General features: G+C 63.0%; 20 protein-coding genes. 12 read left to right on the top strand and 8 right to left on the bottom strand.

Annotation, left to right across the window (positions count from 1 at the left end):
• The first annotated feature begins 1 nt into the window (after position 1).
• The gene (locus QPW08_RS11930; protein WP_284126033.1) at positions 2-679 is read left to right on the top strand and encodes a D-Ala-D-Ala carboxypeptidase family metallohydrolase; all 678 of its coding nucleotides are present in this window, start codon (positions 2-4) and stop codon (positions 677-679) included.
• 91 nt (positions 680-770) lie between these two features.
• Positions 771-1,310 (top strand): PilZ domain-containing protein, encoded by a 540-nt coding sequence (locus tag QPW08_RS11925; protein ID WP_284126032.1) that lies wholly within the window; start codon positions 771-773, stop codon positions 1,308-1,310.
• On the opposite strand, the gene rsmA is transcribed toward QPW08_RS11925, so the two are convergent.
• The 4 genes from rsmA to QPW08_RS11905 all read right to left on the bottom strand — a co-directional run bounded on the left by rsmA (position 1,307) and on the right by QPW08_RS11905 (position 6,944).
• A complete protein-coding gene (gene rsmA, locus QPW08_RS11920) occupies positions 1,307-2,140 on the bottom strand; it encodes a 16S rRNA (adenine(1518)-N(6)/adenine(1519)-N(6))-dimethyltransferase RsmA (RefSeq protein ID WP_284126031.1) in 834 nt (277 codons plus the stop codon). The genes QPW08_RS11925 and rsmA overlap by 4 nt on opposite strands.
• Positions 2,133-3,137, bottom strand: a complete 1,005-nt coding sequence (pdxA, locus tag QPW08_RS11915) for a 4-hydroxythreonine-4-phosphate dehydrogenase PdxA (RefSeq protein WP_284126030.1) — start codon at positions 3,135-3,137, stop codon at positions 2,133-2,135. The genes rsmA and pdxA overlap by 8 nt, the downstream gene beginning before the upstream one ends.
• A complete protein-coding gene (locus tag QPW08_RS11910; RefSeq protein ID WP_284126029.1) occupies positions 3,134-4,507 on the bottom strand; it encodes a peptidylprolyl isomerase in 1,374 nt (457 codons plus the stop codon). The genes pdxA and QPW08_RS11910 overlap by 4 nt, the downstream gene beginning before the upstream one ends.
• A gap of 172 nt (positions 4,508-4,679) precedes the next feature.
• Complete coding sequence (locus QPW08_RS11905) at positions 4,680-6,944, bottom strand: LPS-assembly protein LptD (RefSeq protein WP_284126028.1); 2,265 nt, start codon at positions 6,942-6,944, stop codon at positions 4,680-4,682.
• 113 nt (positions 6,945-7,057) lie between these two features.
• On the opposite strand from QPW08_RS11905, the gene QPW08_RS11900 reads away from it, so the two are divergent.
• From QPW08_RS11900 to ndk, 6 genes are all read left to right on the top strand, one after another.
• On the top strand, positions 7,058-8,518 hold the full coding sequence (locus QPW08_RS11900) for a leucyl aminopeptidase (RefSeq protein ID WP_284126027.1): 1,461 nt from the start codon (positions 7,058-7,060) through the stop codon (positions 8,516-8,518).
• A gap of 59 nt (positions 8,519-8,577) precedes the next feature.
• Positions 8,578-8,730, top strand: coding sequence for a DUF2256 domain-containing protein (locus QPW08_RS11895; protein ID WP_284126026.1), 153 nt, complete (start codon positions 8,578-8,580; stop codon positions 8,728-8,730).
• Complete coding sequence (locus tag QPW08_RS11890) at positions 8,727-9,167, top strand: hypothetical protein (RefSeq protein WP_284126025.1); 441 nt, start codon at positions 8,727-8,729, stop codon at positions 9,165-9,167. The genes QPW08_RS11895 and QPW08_RS11890 overlap by 4 nt, the downstream gene beginning before the upstream one ends.
• Positions 9,164-9,598 (top strand): DNA polymerase III subunit chi, encoded by a 435-nt coding sequence (locus QPW08_RS11885; protein ID WP_284126024.1) that lies wholly within the window; start codon positions 9,164-9,166, stop codon positions 9,596-9,598. Before QPW08_RS11890 ends, QPW08_RS11885 begins: the two co-directional genes overlap by 4 nt.
• Before the next feature lie 58 nt (positions 9,599-9,656).
• Positions 9,657-10,154: a hypothetical protein gene (locus QPW08_RS11880; RefSeq protein WP_284126023.1), complete on the top strand. Its 498-nt coding sequence runs from the start codon at positions 9,657-9,659 to the stop codon at positions 10,152-10,154.
• A 131-nt stretch (positions 10,155-10,285) separates the two neighbouring features.
• Positions 10,286-10,708 carry a nucleoside-diphosphate kinase gene (ndk, locus tag QPW08_RS11875; protein ID WP_284126022.1) on the top strand — a complete coding sequence of 141 codons (423 nt, stop codon included), beginning with the start codon at positions 10,286-10,288 and terminating at the stop codon, positions 10,706-10,708.
• A gap of 64 nt (positions 10,709-10,772) precedes the next feature.
• Here the strand turns inward: ndk and QPW08_RS11870 are convergent, their stop codons facing one another.
• From QPW08_RS11870 to purM, 3 genes are all read right to left on the bottom strand, one after another.
• The gene (locus QPW08_RS11870; protein ID WP_284126021.1) at positions 10,773-12,170 is read right to left on the bottom strand and encodes a metallophosphoesterase; all 1,398 of its coding nucleotides are present in this window, start codon (positions 12,168-12,170) and stop codon (positions 10,773-10,775) included.
• Positions 12,171-12,265: 95 nt separating this feature from the next.
• Positions 12,266-13,225, bottom strand: a complete 960-nt coding sequence (gene purN, locus QPW08_RS11865; RefSeq protein WP_284126020.1) for a phosphoribosylglycinamide formyltransferase — start codon at positions 13,223-13,225, stop codon at positions 12,266-12,268.
• Positions 13,226-13,345: 120 nt separating this feature from the next.
• A complete protein-coding gene (gene purM, locus QPW08_RS11860) occupies positions 13,346-14,452 on the bottom strand; it encodes a phosphoribosylformylglycinamidine cyclo-ligase (RefSeq protein WP_284126019.1) in 1,107 nt (368 codons plus the stop codon).
• Positions 14,453-14,521: 69 nt separating this feature from the next.
• On the opposite strand from purM, the gene QPW08_RS11855 reads away from it, so the two are divergent.
• From QPW08_RS11855 to QPW08_RS11840, 4 genes are read left to right on the top strand one after another with little or no spacing between them, the layout of a single operon-like run.
• Positions 14,522-15,796: a heavy-metal-associated domain-containing protein gene (locus QPW08_RS11855; RefSeq protein ID WP_284126018.1), complete on the top strand. Its 1,275-nt coding sequence runs from the start codon at positions 14,522-14,524 to the stop codon at positions 15,794-15,796.
• Positions 15,797-15,806: 10 nt separating this feature from the next.
• Positions 15,807-16,427, top strand: coding sequence for a P-loop NTPase family protein (locus QPW08_RS11850; protein WP_284126017.1), 621 nt, complete (start codon positions 15,807-15,809; stop codon positions 16,425-16,427).
• A 27-nt stretch (positions 16,428-16,454) separates the two neighbouring features.
• Positions 16,455-17,159 carry a serine O-acetyltransferase EpsC gene (gene epsC, locus QPW08_RS11845; RefSeq protein WP_284126016.1) on the top strand — a complete coding sequence of 235 codons (705 nt, stop codon included), beginning with the start codon at positions 16,455-16,457 and terminating at the stop codon, positions 17,157-17,159.
• On the top strand, positions 17,159-17,512 hold the full coding sequence (locus QPW08_RS11840; RefSeq protein ID WP_284126015.1) for a DUF2794 domain-containing protein: 354 nt from the start codon (positions 17,159-17,161) through the stop codon (positions 17,510-17,512). The genes epsC and QPW08_RS11840 overlap by 1 nt, the downstream gene beginning before the upstream one ends.
• Before the next feature lie 3 nt (positions 17,513-17,515).
• Here QPW08_RS11840 and QPW08_RS11835 read toward each other — a convergent pair whose 3' ends face one another.
• Positions 17,516-18,205, bottom strand: coding sequence for a DUF4328 domain-containing protein (locus QPW08_RS11835; RefSeq protein ID WP_284126014.1), 690 nt, complete (start codon positions 18,203-18,205; stop codon positions 17,516-17,518).
• Between the last annotated feature and the right edge of the window lie 120 nt (positions 18,206-18,325).

The raw sequence follows: 18,325 nt of genomic DNA, 5'->3' as shown, positions 1-18,325 counted from the left end.
CATGGTCCGCCGTTTGCTTGTCATCGCCCTGGGGCTGCTGTTGCTGTCGGCAGGGGCATGGCTGGTGCTGGGCAAAGGTCCGCTTGTCCCCGGGGGCGGCAATGCCGGTTCCTATTCGCATGACGCCTTCGATTCATGGCTCCGCGAAGACCCGAACCGGGCCGAGCAATTCGCGGAATTGGTTCACTATCTCGATCGTGAGCAAGTCGGCCACGTAGTGCCTGTGTGGCAGCTGACCCGTACCGACAACAATCCGAACAGATCCTGCAAGCGCCCGCAATTCCTTATTCCGCCGCGCGAAGACTGGGCCAATATGGTCCCTGCGCTCAAGCTGGTGCGCGACCATGTGGTGCCGGAACTGGGGCCTCTGGAAGTAGCTTCTTCCTATCGCACGAAGGCCTTCAATGAATGCATCGGCGGCGCGAGCCAGAGCCGACATCTGTCGTTTTCGGCAGTAGACCTGGTCGCTGTAGAACCGATCGACAACCGCGATCTGTTTGGGCGACTTTGCGCGATCCACAAACGGCTGGGACCGACGAGCCGCATGGGACTGGGTGCCTATTTTGATCCTGACGACCCCGAAAAGGCAAGCGGGCGCTTCCACATCGATGCCACTGGCTATCGCAGCTGGGGTTACAGCAAACGCTCCGAAAGCAGTGGCTGCCACTCTTTTGGCTGACACGCTCCCCTGCTTCCCCTGTGGCGGCGTCAACCTGCTGGTAAACTATGGTGGTTAAAAGCCTTGCCCGGCCATCACCGGGGAGATCGCCTTGCCTTTCGGGGACCAATACCAGCGCCGGGAAGAGCGCGTCGAACTGTTTGTCATGGCCAGCCTCCATGCGGAAGCGTCCAGCGGACCGGTGCGATTGCGCAATATCTCTTCCGAAGGTGCGCTGATCGAAAGCGAAACGCTGCCTCGCATTGGCGATCAGGTGGAGCTGCGCCGTGGCGCGCTGACCGTGCGGGGCAAGGTCATCTGGAGCGACCAGCAGCGGGCCGGCCTGCTGTTCGATGGCAAGACCGACATTTCGCAATGGATGCCGGGGGCCGAGGCACAAAAAGCGGTCGACGATACGTTCAGACGGCTGAAGGAAGAGATGCAGGTCGCCGCCCGCGCGCAGGTCAGCGCAACACCGACACACTCTTCCTACATCACCACCGACGACATGAACGAGACTGCGGCTGCATTGGACGAGCTTGCCGAGGCCTTGTGCGAAGATGACGCGATCATCCTGAAATACGCCAGCAAATTGCAGGCGCTGGACATTGCCGCCCAACTGTTGCGGAAAATCGCTACTCGCCAGCCTTAGGGGCTGCGACGACGATCAAGCGTGCGAGCCAGCTGCACGAAATCCTCAACCGCGAGCGTTTCGGCGCGCCGTTGCGGGTCGATACCGATGGTTTCAAGAGCGTCCACGGCTCCCGGCACGGGCTTCAGGCTCTGCCGCAACATCTTGCGGCGCTGGCCGAAGGCGGCTTCGGTCAAGCGTTCCATAGTACGTGAAGAGACACCTTCCGGCATCCGCTCCGGCACCACATGGACAATCGCGCTCATCACCTTGGGTGGAGGCGTGAAGGCGCTGCGATGTACCTTCATTGCGAGGCTGGCGACGCTGCGCCATTGCGCCAGCACAGCCAGCCGACCGTAGGCCGAATTGTTGGGCTGGGCGACGATGCGCTGAGCGACTTCCTGCTGGAACATCAGTGTCAGCGAGGTCCATTGCGGCGGCCATTCTTCGCCAGACAACCAGCGCACGAACAGCGCGGTGCCGACATTGTAAGGCAGGTTTGCCACAACCGCGAAGGGCTCGCCCAACAACTCGCGATGGTCGATCTTCATGGCATCGCCTTCGATCACGCGCAGCTTGCCGGGATAGGCTTCGGCCAGCTCGGCCAGCGCCGGGAGACAGCGGCGATCCATCTCAATGGCGGTGACACGGGCACCCGCCTTGAGCAGGGCGCGGGTCAGCCCACCGGGACCCGGGCCAATCTCCAGCACGGCCTTGCCATCGAGGTCGCCGGGGATGGCCGCGATCCGGTCGAGCAGTTGCGCGTCGAACAGGAAGTTCTGCCCCAGCGCCTTGGACGCCGAGAGGCCATGCTTTGCAATAACCTCGCGCAGGGGAGGGAGGTCAGCCATGCGCCCGCCGTGCTGCCATCTCGCCTGCCAAGCGAATGGCAGCGATCATCGCACCCGGATTCGCCACACCTTTGCCGGCTATGTCAAAAGCGGTGCCATGGTCGGGGCTGGTGCGGATGACGGGTAGGCCCAGCGTGACATTGACACCCTGGTCGAAGTCCAGCGCCTTGACCGGGATCAGCGCCTGGTCGTGATACATGCATAGCGCTGCATCGAAGCCCGCGCGACTATGCGGCGCAAACAGCGCGTCTGCGGGGTGTGGGCCGGTAGCGGCGATGCCCTCATCTTGCAGCAGCTTGATGGCAGGCGCGATTATGCGCGCTTCCTCGTCACCGAACTTGCCGGATTCGCCTGCGTGCGGGTTGAGCCCCGTTACGGCCAAGCGTGGCGCGGCGATGCCGAAGTCGCGCCTCAAGACAGCGGCAGCGATCCGGGCCTTGGCGACAATCAGCTCCGTGGTCAGCAGGCTCGACACCTCGGCCAGCGCCACATGCACTGTCAGCGGGATTGCTCGCAGCGATGGCCCCGCGAGCATCATTACGGCGTCGTCTGGCTCAAGCCCGCAGGCATCGGCGAGGAATTCGGTCTGGCCAGGATGGGCAAAGCCGACTTCAGCCAGGTTGGCCTTGGCCACTGGCGCGGTCACGAGCCCGCTGGCTTCACCGGCATGGGCCAGGTCGGTTGCAACCTGGAGAGAGGCCAAAGCTAGTAGCGCGCTTTCCTTGCTCGGCGCGCCGGGGGAATAGGTGCCATCAAGGCCGTCCAGCACTGGAAGTGCGCTCGAGAACGCGTCAGCCACATTGGCAATGTTTGCCACTGCCTCGACCGGGCTATCGAGCCCGAGCTGTGTTGCAGCGTCACGCATGACGGCGGACCCGCCAGCCACGACAAAAGGCGCAAGCCCCTCGGCCTTACTCGCCAGCCAGGCGCGCACGATCAGCTCGGGCCCGATCCCCGCCGGATCACCGATAGAAAGTACGAGCGGCGGCTGGCTCAATTGTACTCGATATAGGCGTCGTTGCGCAGGTCGCGCAGGTAGCGCTGAGCGCGCTTCTGCACCCGCTCGGTTTCGATCTGATCGATGATCTCATCGACAGTCGGAGCACCTTCATCGACGGGGTCGTCGCGACCGCACAACATCAGGACGCGCACACCGTCATCGATCGAACCGAACGGCGGGGTGGCCTGGCCGACTTGCAGTTGCAAGAGCGACGGCTGCAGCTGTTCGGGCAGGTCGCGCAGGCGGATCTGGTCATTGACCACGACTTCGGCCCCGATGGTCTGCGCCGCTCGTTCGGCATCGCCACAACCGCGGATCGACTGGACCGCAGTCTGGAACGACTGCAGTTGGGCCTGTGCTTGCTCCTGCGTCACACCGGGTTGGAATCCGATCGAAATCTGCTTCAGGCTGAGCATGGCATCGCGCGGATCGGCCATCAGGATCTGCCGCTTGTCACGCAGGTACATGATCACGAACCCGCCGGGGATCTGCACTGGACCAGTCAGCTGGCCGGGCTGCATGGTACGTGCCGCCTCGGCCATTTCGACCGGCAGCGTGGCCAGGCGCACATAGCCCAGGTCTCCCCCGGCTGCGGCGGTCGAGCTTTCCGAGAATTGCCGGGCATAGCCAAGGAAGCTGCCGCCCTGCCGCAGCTGGTCCATGATCTGCCGGGCATTGGCGATGACCTGCGCTTCAGTCTCGCTGGTGGCGGAGAGATAGATCTCCATGATGTGATATTCATCCTGCCCCTTGGAGTCGTTGAGGCGCTGGATCACGTCCTGCGCCTCTTCTTCGGAGACGTTGATGAACGGGCGGATCATGCGGCCGACGAGGCGCGCCCAGGCAATCTCGCCCTGGATCTGCCGCTTCAGCGAAACCGGCGAGGAACCGATCGAAAGCAGGTAAGCGTCCATTGCTTCCGGCTGGTTGCCGAAATTCTGCGCGGCCAGCTGCAGGTAACGCTGGTTGACCTCTTCACCGGACACAGTGATTTCCTGCGCTGCCGCCTCCTGGATCTGCAAGGTCTCGTCGATCAAATTGCGCAGCACCTGCATGCGCACACGGACCTTCTCTTCTTCCGGCAGTTCGCGCTCCGAAGCTGCGAGGACAAGAGCCGTGCGATGATCGACATCGGTGCCGGTGATGACAGTGCCGTTCACGACCGCAGTTGCCTTGCGGACGTTGGGATCGGGTTCACCCAACAACGAGAAATCGTCGGGAATGCCAAGCACATTGCCCGTTGCCACAGGGCCGGCTTCCGGCTGGGCTTCCTGAGCAGAGGCAGGTAGAGGCGACACCACCAGGCCAAGCGTTGCTGCGGCCATGGCGAAACGTTCGGAAATTCGAAGTACGGAAGTTGTGATCACGGTCGATCCTGTCTTGCGCCCCATGCTGCGAGAAGCGTCCTCCCGGGGCAAGTCTGTGTGGCGCGCCGGATCCCAAAAACCGGCTTAACCTACGCTGAGTGAAGGCGATCTAGCGTGTTTGGCGAGCCAAGCCAATCTCGCTTTCCCTGCAAAATGCGAGGCGTGTGGATAGCTAGCGAAAGCCAAGGTTCCTGAGGCTGAAATAGAGCTGGAATGTGTCCCCGCGCTGGGCATCGCCCTGGTCGACATAGTCGCGCCGCCAGGTGAAGCCGAATTCGAGGCAATCGTCCTGGTAAGCGATGCCGAGACGGGTACGTAGCGGCTGGAACCCGTCCGAGGTCAGCGTGGGGTCTTCATTGCGATCGGTCAGGTTGAATACGCCGGCCCCGAACAGCGACCAGTAATTGGCAAAGGCGATCCGGGTCGCGGCGCGCACTTCCTCGCGGTCCTGCAAATCCTCGATCCCCTGCGCAATATCGCGGTTGAGGCGCAGGTAACCGACTTCGAAATAGGTCCGCCGGCTGCCGATGGTGGCATCGAACTCGTTGCGGCGGATGGCGAAATTGTCCTTGTCGAGCCGGTAGCGGTGAGTGACGGAGACGAAATCCTTGAACCGCACTTCGGTCCGGCCGACGAAATCGGACACTTTCTCGGAAATCCCGGTCCCGTCGATCAACACGTCACGGTCATTGTCGAGCCGGTAAGACTGCCCCAGCGTGGTCTTCACGCGCCAGCCCGGGCGGCTGAGCTCCCAGTCGAAGCCGTAGGTTACCCGCAGGCCATCTTCCACGCGATCGTAACCGGGAAAACGGTTGAGCGCGAACAGGTTCGAATCCTCAAGATCGATCGCGCGGGCATCCTCATTGGGGATGGCGAGGTTTTTGATCGGCGGGGTGGCGACCACCTGAACCCGTGGCGTGAACACCTGCGTACCGCCCAGTGCCGGGCCGGCGAATGGCCATTGCACGTCAATGGCGGCAAGTCCGACGCCGCGCGCCTGCCAACCGGGGTTGCCACGATAAATGGCAGTTTGAGTCAGCGCATTCTCGTCAGAGTGATAGACATCGCCGCGTGCCAGCGCCGTCAGCTGCACGACCTGGCCCAGCGGGGTGATCTTGCGCAGGTCCCAGCGCACGCTGGCAAAAGCGCGCTGCGTATCCTGCCCTACATCGCGCGCAATCGCGAGCGTATTGGCTTGCAGCTGGACCGTGCCGCCGAGCACCGGATCCTCGAGCCGCCGGCGATAGTCGAACACCGGCAGCGCAATCGGCACCTGCCCTTGTGGCTGGTTGAGACGCAGCGTCTGCGTGGCATAACCCGCCAGCTGGAGATAGGAGTTGTCGTCGATCCGCTCGAGCTCGACCAGCGAACGCAAGCGGTCGTCGCGGCTGATATCATAGCGACGCAGGAAGGTGCGGTCGCTGGCTACGCGAAGCGAGGTATTGAGGCTCCAGTTGGTGTCGAGCTGGAACCGGCCATTAGCGAACAGGTAGCCACGGAAATCCCGCTCGCTGGTCGGAACTCCGGTGAAATCGGAGATGCGGCGACTGTGCGTGCCATAGGCGGTGACCTGGTACGCGCCCTTGTCGGTCAGGTGCCGCCACTTGGCCGAGGCCATTGGAGGGGCCGCAGTATAGACATAGGCCCCCAGGCTAAGATCCTTGTTGTCGGCGAGACGCATGTAATACTCGCCCGACAGTTCGAGCCCGTTCGATTCCGAGATGCGGATATCGGGAATGAGGAAGCCCGATATGGCCCCGCCATCGGTGCGGATCGACAGGCCCGGCATCGGCAGCAGCCGCGCACCGAACAGCTCGAGATAGGCTCCACGAAAGCGCACGCGCTTCTTTTCCGGGTCGTAGACCACACGCTCGGCGGTAATGCGCCAGCTCGGTTTCTTGTCGCAGCCGTCGGGCGTGGTGACGGCGCAACCGCTGTAAGCGGCGCGGGTCAGCAGGACTGTGCCGTCCTCGTTGCGCTGCCCCGATGCCGCCGCCAGCCGCCCGCCTTCGCGGAGCGCCAGCAGCAGGTCGGCCATCGCCCCGGCCTCGAACTTGTCGTTGAGTTCGATCGACGTCGAATAGATCTGGTTGCCGTCGGCATCGACGAAGCGGACATTGCCGGTGGCGGCGATAATGCCGCTCTTGCGATCCCACGACACGACATCGGCGCGGACCGAGCGATCTTCGCTGCGCAAGATCACATTGCCACGTGCGGAAAGGACGTCGGCTTCCGAATCAAAGTCGACCATGTCGGCTTCGAAGTCGATCTCGCGCGGCACGCCGGGTTCGGGTGTCTCCGCTACCGCAGCAACCGGCCCGTCCTGGGCAACTGCAGGCGCAGCGAGCGCGAGGCAGGCAAGCGCAAGCGCCTGCGCCCCCGGTCGGGTCGCGCAGCGAACAAGCTCATGCCATGCGGATTCCGGGGCGGGGCGCATGGCTTGCCTATTGCACTTAGCCCTCCTAATCGCAATCGCACATCAACGCTTTACCGCACGCAAGGCGCGGCAAGGCTATGCACAACGACAAACGAATTCCTCCCGGAGAACCCATGAACATCACCTTCGCCGACAGCCTGCCATCAGGCGCTTCACTGATCGCCCATATCGTCAACCGCGGCGCTTTGCCCGACGGGCTCGAGAACGTGATCGTCGAAGGTGCCAAGGCGGCCCGGTTCAAGGGCGGCCCGGGCCAGGTGTTCGAAGGCTTCGTCCAACGCGGCGGCAAGCTGGTGCGGGTCGCACTTTCCGGTACTGGGGAGAACGGTGCGGACGAACGCTCTATCAATTGTGAGAAAGCCGGCGCAGCGCTGGCGGCGAAGTACGTCACTTCGGGCGAGACCTCGATCGTGGTCGATTTCACCGATTCCGGGCTGACCTCGGCCGAGGTCACGTCGGTCCTGCTCGGTCTGCGCCTGCGCTGCTGGCGGCACGATGCCTATCGCACCAAGCTGAAGGAAGAGCAGAAGAAGACGCTGGTTTCGGCCACGGTGATCGGCGCGCCCAAGCGGGCCGAGGACCTGTGGGAGACCGAAGCGGCACTGTGCGAAGGCATCGAATTCGCGCGCGACCTGATCGCGGAACCGGCCAACATCCTTTATCCGACCAGCTTCGTCACCCGCTGCCGCGATGCGTTGCAGGGCACCGGCATCGAAATCGTCGTGCTCGATGAAGACGAGATGGAGAAACTCGGCATGGGCGCGCTGCTAGGCGTCGGTCTCGGCTCGGAAAAGGATTCGCGCCTGCTGTGCATGAAGTGGAGCGGCGGCGAGACGGGCCAGCGCCCGATGGCCTTCGTCGGCAAGGGTGTGACCTTCGACACCGGCGGCATCTCGATCAAGCCGGGGCCGGGCATGTGGGACATGAAGTGGGACATGGGCGGGGCGGCTGCCGTGGCTGGCGCCATGGTCTCGATCGCCAAGCGCCAGGCCAAGGCCAACATCATTGGCGTGTGCGGGCTGGTCGAGAACATGCCCGATGGGCGCGCCCAGCGTCCGGGCGATATCGTCACGTCGATGTCGGGCCAGACCATCGAAGTGCTCAACACCGATGCTGAAGGGCGGCTGGTGCTGTGCGACGCGCTGACCTGGGTACAGAAAGAATTCGACCCCGTCGGAATCGTCGATTTCGCTACGCTGACGGGCGCGATGATTGTCGCGCTCGGCAACGAGCATGGCGGGTTGTTCGCCAATGACGATACGCTGGCGGAAAAGCTGCTCAGCGCCGGCAAGTCGACCGGCGACAAGCTGTGGCGGTTCCCGCTCTCGTCGGCTTACGACAAGCTGATCGACAGCCCCATCGCCGACATGAAGAACATCGGCCCGCGCGGTGCCGGGTCGATCACGGCAGCGCAGTTCCTGCAGCGTTTCGTCGACAAGGATCGCCCGTGGGCGCATTGCGATATCGCCGGCATGGTGTTCTCGGAAAAGGCCGGGCAGACCTGGGACAAGGGCGCAACCGGCTATGGCGTGCGCATCATCGACCAGTATGTCCGCGACGTGCTGGAAGCATAAAGCAGGGGGTGATGATAGGCACCTCTGGCCTCAAGTAGCGCAGCGGTAGGTCGATAAGAATGCCAAGGATGCGGAAGAAGTCCGACTTGCCGACCAAGACTTGCGCATCCTGTGGCCTGCCGTTCACGTGGCGCAAGAAGTGGGAGCGCGACTGGGACAATGTCCGCTATTGCTCTGACCGCTGTAAGCGCGAGAAAAGCAAGGGTTCATGAATACGGCTTTCCACACGAAGATCGCAGCCGGGTCGATTCTGCTCTGCGCTTCCAGCCCTGCGCTTGCATATGGATCTGGTTTGGGCGCGATGCTCGCCTGGTACCTTGCCCCAATAGTGATCGGCGCGATCCTTGTGATTGCGACGGTGAAGACTATCCGGAACCGGGCAAAGGCCAATGGGCGCAATGCGGATGCAATCTCGGCGATCCTGTTGGCCATTTGCTTCACTCCAACGACCTTCTTCGACAGGTGGGGCAATGGCAATTACGCGTTCGAGATTTTCCCTGCCTGGGTTCTGATCGCTTTTGGCGAGTCCTTCTCAATCCTTTTCTTTGTACCACTCATCGCAATCGCCATCGGTTCAGGCCTGTTCTACGTCATATTGGTCCTTCGGCGCGACGTTCCGAATGGGTTTCCAGATAGCGAGGCCCCATGAAAGTCGACTTCTGGCAGTTGTACCGCGACCCGGCGGAGAAGGTCGTCGCCATGATCGCCGCGCGGGTGCTGGGCGAGGGCGAGCGGCTGCTGGTTGTTGCCGGAGACACGGCGCAGCGGGCAACGATTTCCAAGGCCCTGTGGGACGCCCGGCCTGACGCTTTCCTCGCCAATGGCGACGCGTCCGAGCCGCATGCCGAACGCCAGCCGATCCTCCTCGGCGACAGCTGCGAGGCCACCAACGCGGCCAGCCATGTCATCTTTGCCGACGGCAAGTGGCGCGATCCGCAGGGGTTCTCCCGTGCCTTCCTGCTGTTCGACGAAGCAACGGTAGAGGCTGCCCGCGCGGTGTGGCGCTCGCTCGATGGCGGCGAAGGCCTCGAGCGATCCTTCTTCCGCCAGGAAGACGGCAAATGGGTCAAGGTGGCCTGAAGCATTGCGCTTTGCGCAGCGCTTTGGAATGCTCGGCTTTTCAAGCGGGAGAGATTCGATGCGCATTGCCACGATCGCGACAGCAAGCCTTGCCTTGGCCCTGGCGGCCTGCGGGTCGGAGAATTCGGGCACGTTCGAGACCGAGGATGGCGAGCAGGGCGAATACACCGTCGACAGCGATGGCGACGGCATGAACGCCACCATCACGACCGAGGAAGGCACCGCCACCATGCGCTCGGGTGAGAATGTGAAGGCCGACCTGCCCGATGGCTACACCATCTATCCCGGGGCCAAGGTCGTGAGCGTCACCAATGTCGATGGCACCGGGCACAAGGGCTCGCTGGTGATGATGGAATCTGCCGACAGCCCGGACAAGATCGCGTCCTTCTACAAGAAGCAGGCCGAGGCCGCGGGGATCAAGATCGAGATGGAAATGACCATAAATGGCGGCAAGATGCTGGCTGGGAAGGGCGAGGGCGACCGCATCTTCTCCATCAACACCACCAACAACGATGGCACGACCGGCATCCAGCTGACTGTCGGCCAGGGCGGCTAGCTGCCCGCCGGGCACCACCGGCGCTTCGCTTGGTTCTGGAACATGAGCTTTGGCTTGCCCGCCGCGCATGGCGGCGCTAAGGGCGCGCGCAACATTATTGCTCCCCCATATTACCACTGAAGGAACATCCCATGGCGGTCACCCGCACCTTTTCGATCATCAAGCCCGATGCCACCAAGCGCAACCTGACCGGCGCTGTCACCAAGATGCTGGAAGAAGCCGGCCTGCGCGTCGTCGCTTCCAAGCGCATCCGCATGACGCAGGAACAGGCCGAAGGCTTCTACGCCGTGCACTCCGAGCGCCCCTTCTTCGGCGAACTCGTCGAATTCATGATGAGCGAGCCGGTGGTGGTGCAGGTGCTCGAAGGCGAAGACGCCGTGAAGCGCAACCGCGACGTGATGGGCGCAACCAACCCAGCCGAAGCTGCTCCCGGTACGATCCGCAAGGAACTGGCACTGTCGATCGGCGAGAACACCGTCCACGGCTCGGACAGCGACGAAAACGCTGCCATCGAGATCGCCTTCTTCTTCAAGCCCGAAGAAATCGTCGGCTAAGCCTCGCGTTCAGACGAACCTACGAAGGGCCGCTCCGCAAGGGGCGGCCCTTTGCGTTTGGTGCCTAGCTGTAGTCTCCCAGACGCTTGCGGCATTTGTTGTAGGCGACTTCGTCGACAAGCGAGATCGCACAGACCACCTTTTGCCAATTGGATTCGGCACTCAGCCTGTCCTTTGCGCTGTAATAGGTGCGATACTCTTTGCGCATATCCTTGGGGTCGGCCGGATCCTGGATGCTGGTGGCGAGGGCCAGCAAATCTGTCGGGGTGAACTTTGAGTTGTAGCTGCTGCTAAAGCGGTATTCCCAGCTCCAGCCGCATTGCCCGCCGGTGCCGGGCGTGCGGCAGCTATGCACCTCATAATCGGTCATCTGGCCATTGTTGGTGTCATAGTCCCCCACCGTGAATGACGGCGCATTGCCGTTCCAGGTGGTGACCGAAGGGGCTATGCGCACGGCCAGGACTGGCTGCCCTTGGTCTGACACAACCCGGAATTCATCCATATGGCTGTGTCCGGCAAAGGCCCCCAGCAGCGGGCGAGTGGCTGTACCCAACTTGTCTTCGAATGCAGTCTGGAATCGCTGGTGCCACTGCCAATTGCCATCATATCCGTCGCGGCCCGGGGGGATGTGCATCAGCAGGATGGCTGGTCGGCTGGCCGGGCCCGGGCTGGCCCCGCTGCCCAGGGTAGTGCCGAGCCAGTTGGCCTGCGCCGTACCGGGCGCATAGTCATCCGTGATATCGGTGCAGGGGTGCTGATCTTCTGCGTATTTTCGTGACCAATAGCTGCTGAGAACGACGAAATCGGTTCCCGGTACCGTTGGGTGCGGGATGGCGTAGTTCCCGCTGGCCACAAAATCGGTTTCCGCTGTGCTTGAAAGGCCCGGCATGTCGGGACCCAGATCGGCAAGGAAATCCTCCTTGGGATGCAGGTTGTAGTCACCGCAGCCGCCGTCATTGTTGCCGAGCGCAGCGACGATGGGAACGCCGGGAAATCGGTCGGCAATCATCAGGTTGACGAACTCGACGACGTTGGAGGCAAATTCCGATTGCTGGTCCTGCGTACTGCCATAGCCAAAACCGTGGGGGAGGTAGTCACCGGTGTAGAGGATGTAGTCATACTTCCCGTTGGGTCCCTGCGCCGCAACGGCGGCATCGAGAGCAGAGATCAGCAGCGAATAGTTGGTATCCCGATGTCCCGTGCTCGGAGCGCTGCTCTTGGCGTATTTCTCAAACTGGGCCTTCCACTGGTCAGGTGGCAAGCCCGCTACGTGTGTGATCATGCCGTCGGCAAACACATTGAAGTGAATATCGCTGAGATGCAGGAATTTGCCTGACAGGGCGGGGGCAGTTGCCAATCCTTCGGGCGCTTCAACCAGCTGATTGGTTTCGGCCTCCGCCCCTGAACAACCGCCTACGATCACGGCAAGGGCACACACAGTGCCAGCTACAACAGGTCTCATTTCCACATTCCCCCTCGGTCCATGTTTCACCCTTGCGATCGGGGGGAAACTGCGCTGGAACCGGTGGGTGAGGATAGGACGCTAACGACGCTGGCTCAGAATTGGTCCGCCACATCCAACATCTTGGTCAGCCGCTTGGGCGCGACCGCGCGCCAGCTGCGCTGGAGCCAGTATTCGACCTGTGACCAGTCGCAGCCGGGGCGGTTGAGGATTACGCCGACCCAGCCGCTCGCGCCGTAATAGGCGGGTTTGTAGAACGCCACCGGATCACGCTCGACCAGTTCTGCCAGTTCGTCCGGACCGCTGGTCTTCGCGAGCAGGGCGATGTGGTCTTCACCGTGGTGCTGGTCGCTGAAATAGGCGAAATATTTGCCGCTCTTCCCGCCGCTGCGCCAGCCCGGCGCGCCGTGGCTGGGGCGTTCTTCGGCCTCGGGCAGGGCGAGCGCGCGCTTGCGCAGTTCCCCTAGCAGCCAGTCGCGGTTGAACGGGCGCGAAACGAACTCGGCCAGCACGCGGGGGTAGAGCTGGTGTTCTGCGATCAGTACGCGGCGAGCGAGCACTTCGGGTGTGTCGCCGCTCATCACCGCGACGCGGGCCTGGCCCAGCACTTCGCCGCCATCGAGCTCGGCGCTGACAAGGTGGACGGAGGCCCCGGCCTGCGCATCGCCCGCCTCCAATGCGCGTTCGTGGGTGTGCAGGCCCTTGTACTTGGGCAGCAGCGAGGGGTGGATGTTGAGCATCCGGCCTTCCCAGCGCTTGACCATCGGTTCGGACAGGATCCGCATGTATCCGGCCAGCGCAACGAATTCCGCGCCCGACTTGCGGATCGCGCCGTCCATCGCTTCGTCATGATCTTCGCGGCTCATGCCCTTGTGGCTGAGCGCGAAGGTCGGAATCCCTTCGGCCTCCGCGAGCGCCAGGCCCCCGGCGTGGGGGTCGTTGCTGGCGACGAGGACGATCTCGTAAGGGCTGTCAGGCATGCGGCTGGCATAGAGCAGCGCCGCCATATTGGTGCCGCTGCCGGAAATGAGGACTGCAACCTTGGCGAGGGTCATTCTGCACCTCTCCATCCGTCATGCTGAACTTGTGTCAGCATCCATCTGTCAGCCCGCAATGCGGTTCCAGCAGGAGACATGGACCCTGAAACAAGTTCAGGGTGACGGCAAAGGGAAAGGTCAGGCAATATGTACGGCCTCCCAGTCCTCCTTGGCGGACCAGGTCCCGACCGAACCGCGCACGGTGCAGCCCTTGTCGCCCGCCTCGATGGTGCCGACGCGGACGACGGTCTCTCCCGCCGCCGTCAGGGCTTGCGTCACCGTATCGACTTTCTCCGGCGCGACCGCGAGCACCATGCCGACGCCGCAGTTGAAGGTGCGCGCCATTTCGCCGGGCTCGATCCCGCCCTGCGCTTGCAGGAATGCCATCAGGCGCGGCTGTTCCCACGCATCGGCATCGACAACCGCATGGGCACCTTCGGGCAGCACGCGCGGGATATTTTCCAGCAGGCCGCCGCCGGTGATATGTGCCAGCGCATCGATATGCCCTGCGCGGACCGTTGGCAGCAGGCTGGCGACATAGATCCGGGTCGGTTCGAGCAACTGCTCGATCAGCAGCCTCTCGTTGTCGAATACCGCAGGCCGATCGAGCTTCCATCCCTTGTCCGCCGCCAGCCTGCGGACCAGCGAGAAGCCGTTGGAGTGCACGCCGGAGGAGGCCAGGCCGAGCAGAACATGGCCCGGCGCAACCTTGTCACCTGTCAGCTGTTCCCCACGTTCGACTGCCCCGACGCAGAAGCCCGCCAGGTCGTAGTCACCCTCGGCATACATGCCGGGCATTTCCGCCGTTTCGCCGCCGATCAGCGCGCATCCGGCCATTTTGCAGCCCTGCGCGATCCCCGCGATAACGCGCTCGGCAACACCGTTCTCCAGCTTGCCGGTGGCGAAATAGTCGAGGAAGAACAGCGGCTCAGCGCCTTGGACGATGAGGTCGTTGACGCACATGGCGACCAGGTCGATGCCCACGCCATCGTGCCGGTCATGGTCGATCGCCAGCTTGAGCTTGGTGCCGACGCCATCATTGCCCGCCACCAGGAGCGGATCTTTGTAACCCGCCGCCTTGGGGTCGAAAAACCCGCCGAAACCGCCGATTTCGCCATCCGCGCCGGGGCGCATGGTTGCTTTCACCAGCGGCCCGATGGCCTTGACGAGGGCATTGCCGGCGTCGATCGACACCCCGGCATCGGCATAGGTGTAGCCGGTTTTTCCAGAACTATCCGCAGACATGGCAAGCCCTTTACCTATTCGCGCTTGGAATCACACGGTCCTTTGGGCAAAAGGCCTCAGTTTTTCCCCATGGCCTTGATCGCTTCCCTTCCAACCCTTTCGACTCGTTCGACTATCGCGCTGCTGGCCGTGCTGGCAGCGGTCGGTATCGGGCTGGGTCTTGCGACCGCGCAGGTCGATGGCGAACGCGGCATCCCGGTCGTCACTGCTTCGAGTGATATCGATGTCGGCGGCATCAAGGTCGACGTCCGCGGCGACAGCGACGAAGACGCGCGGCAAAAGGGCTGGCAGATCGCCCAGCGCGAAGCCTGGGCCAAGCTCGGTGGACCCGCCATTTCCGATGGCCAGCTGCAATCGCTCGTCTCCGCCGTAGTAATCGAGCAGGAACAGTTGGGCGGGAAGCGCTATATCGCCACTCTGGGAGTAATCTTCGATCGGCAGCGTGCGGGCGCATATCTCGGCGGGCGAGCCCAGCAATCGCGCTCGGCCCCGATGCTGCTGATCCCGGTCACGATCTCTGGCGGCAGTGCGATGGTCTACGAACAGCGCAACCCGTGGCAGCGCGCCTGGGCGGAATATCAGTCAGGCTCCAGCCGGATCGACTTTGTCCGCCCTTCCGGCGCGGGCAGCGATTCGCTGCTGGTGAATTATGGCCAGACCGGGCGTCGCAGCCGGGCGTGGTGGAATACCATCCTCGACCAGTTCAACGCCGCCGATATCCTCGTTCCCATTGCCCGGCTGGACTACCAATATCCGGGTGGTCCCGTGCGCGGGACCTTCACGGCCCGCTATGGTCCCGACAACACTTATCTCGACAGCTTCACGCTGATCGCACAGACGCCTGACGAAATTCCTGCGATGATGACTCAAGCCGTGACCCGCTTCGACGGTGTATTCGAGACTGCGCTGGCCGAGGGCAAGCTCCGCCCTGACCCGACGCTTAACCAGCGCGGAATAGATGCCGATCCGATCCTGCAGCGCCTGATTGCAGCGGGGCGTGCGGCGCTTGCAAATGAGAGGGCTGCGGAAGAAGCGGCAGCAGCGGGCGAAGGTGAGGCCACCGCACCGACGCCGACGCCTGTCCCGACAACTTCGCAAGTGACCGCTTCGGGCACCTATGTCGTGCAGTTCGTCACGCCCGATGCAGGAGCCTTCGACGCAACCCTTTCCGGCGTGCGAGCCACACCGGGTGTCCGCGCGGCGGCGACGACCAGCGTGGGCATTGGCGGCACCTCGGTGATGCAGGTGAGCTATTCCGGCTCGCTCGACCAACTGGCAGGAGCGCTAAGGGCGCGCGGGTTCACTGTGACCCAGGGCAGCAACGCGCTCCGCATCAGCCGTTAAGCCGCGCGCCATGGCTCGCGCCTCCCAGATCGCCCTGCCGCTGGCTGAAGGATTGCCCAGCGATCCTGCCAGCATCGTTGTCGGCAATGCCAACGTGCGCGTCGTCGAAGCGCTGCAGGACACTTCGGGCTGGCCCTATCGCACAGCTATCCTGATGGGCCTGCCGCGTTCGGGTAAGTCGCTGCTGGGGCGCTGGTTTGCCGGCGCAGGGCGCGGCGCCGTGCTCGACAGCGCCGACGGCATGGACGAGACCGATCTGTTTCACCGCTGGAACCGGGCGCAGGAGGATGGCGAGCCGCTGTTGCTGATCGCTGACGGGGAAGGGTGGGAGGTCGCCTTGCCGGACCTGAAATCGCGGTTGGGGGCGGCGCTGCACCTTGAGATCGGCACGCCGGACGATGCCATGGTGGGCGAGTTGATCCTCAGCCATGCTGCCCGGCGTGGGCTTGTATTGGGCGAGGATGCGCTTACCTATCTGGTCCCCCGGGCAACGCGCAGCTTTGCCGATATCGAGAAACTGGTGGCTCATATCGACCGCCTCAGTCTCGAGCGAAAAGTGGCTCCGACCCTGGGAATTTGGCGCGACGCGCTGGAAGCGGTACAAGGGCCGGAGCAGGCACGCTTGCTCTGAAGATGTAAAAGTGGGAGAATCCCGCCAATGATAAAGGGTCTCACCAGCTACCTGGACTCGGTCCACCAGCGCGATCCGGCACCGCGCACGCGGTGGGAGATCCTGCTGTATCCCGGCGTATGGGCCTTGGGCTTCCACCGTGCGGCGCACTGGCTGTTCGAAGCGCGGATGTATTTCCTTGCCCGTTTCGTCAATCATCTCAGCCGCTTCCTGACCGCGATCGACATCCATCCGGGTGCGAAGATCGGCAAGAACTTCTTTATCGATCATGGCTTCACGGTGATCGGCGAGACGGCCGAGATCGGTGACAATGTGACCATCTACCAATGCGTGACGCTGGGCGGGACCAACCCGACCAACGGCGTAGGCGGCAAGCGGCACCCGACGATCGGCGACAATGTCATTATCGGCTCGGGTGCGCAGGTGATCGGTCCGATCACCGTTGGCACGCGGGCGCGCATCGGTGCCAATGCAGTGGTTATGGAGGACGTTCCGGAAGGAGCGACCATGATAGGGCTCAAGGCCCGTTCCACGCTGGTCCCGGCTGAAGAGTGGATCAAGGAATTCATCCCTTATGGCACGCCCAATTGCGAAGATGCCGAGGGTAACCGGATCGACTGCATCGAGAAGCTGGAAGGCGAATTGAGCGTCCTCAGGGCTGAGATAGAAGCGCTCAAACAGGCGCAGATGCTCGAAGCCGACACACCCCGCCGCAGCGGGACCGATAGCTGATGAATCCAATGCTAGGCGAGACTGTCGTCGCCTTCCCCGGTCGCAAGCCCAACCAGGTCGGGTTTGCGCGCGACGAGCTGCAACGCATCCTCGATCTCTACGGCCGGATGGTCGCGGCCGGGCAGTGGCGCGACTATGCGATGGATTTTACCAAGGACTGCGCCACCTTCGCCGCCTTCCGCCGCACCGCAGAGCGCCCGCAAGCGCGGTTGGAGAAGCGCCCTGCCATGCGCAACCGGCAGGGCATGTGGACGCTGTTCGGCGAGCACGGGCAAGTGCTCAAGCGCGGTCACGAACTGGTGAATGTGCTGGCCCCGATGGAACGGCGCTTGCTGAAGTCGGTCGACGACTGATCCCTATTCGAAGACACCGGACACGCGTGCCGATTCCTTTTGCGCTGTCGTGATCGTGTCTGCCAGACGGCTGAACAGGACGGCTGCGACGGCAAGCAGTATCGCTGCGAAGGCCGAGATACCGAACTCTGCCCACACCGGGGCATAGATGATCGCATTGGTCAGCATGTTGAATGCCAGCTTCAGCCCCAGCAGCGTGTAGAGGAACAGTCCGACGAGCAGCGCGGTCCACCATGCTGTGACATCGTCGGCGGAGATATGGGCGAGGTCGCCTTCTTCCCCGTGGCTGCGGTTATAGAGCTCGCGCATGGCCCGCATCGGCACGACCAGGTTGACCAGCGGGATGAACCAGCTTCCCACGGCCCAGCCGGCCGAATGGTCCATCCTGACCCCGTCTTCGATCAGGTTGCGATGCGCCTTGTGGATCCACACCAGCGCGCTGACGAAATAGACGAACACCAGCAGGTAGAAGAGCAGCGCGACGATCCCGACGACAATCGCAGCGATCATTTCAGGTGCCATGCCTGGATCGCTGCCAGGGGCTGTGACGACAATCTCACCTTTTGGCCGGAACAGGATGTAGCCGCTTGTCGCGATCTGGATGACAGTGAGGATTGCGAGACCCCACGCGCATACGCGAACGAAGTTGGCCCGCATGCGCAGCCCGGCATTCGCTGCGTCGGCCGTGCTCATGCGCTGCATCCTTGGCGCGCGGCAGCGCATCCGATTGCGACCCGAATCATGGAAACAGTCCCCCCAAGCCTTTGAAAGCAAGGAGGGACTGTATCGTTTCAGTGGGGCGGGGCAAGCCGC

Source organism: Parerythrobacter aestuarii (assembly GCF_030140925.1).
Lineage (GTDB): Bacteria > Pseudomonadota > Alphaproteobacteria > Sphingomonadales > Sphingomonadaceae > Parerythrobacter > Parerythrobacter aestuarii.
This window is presented reverse-complemented; position numbering and strand designations above follow the sequence as displayed.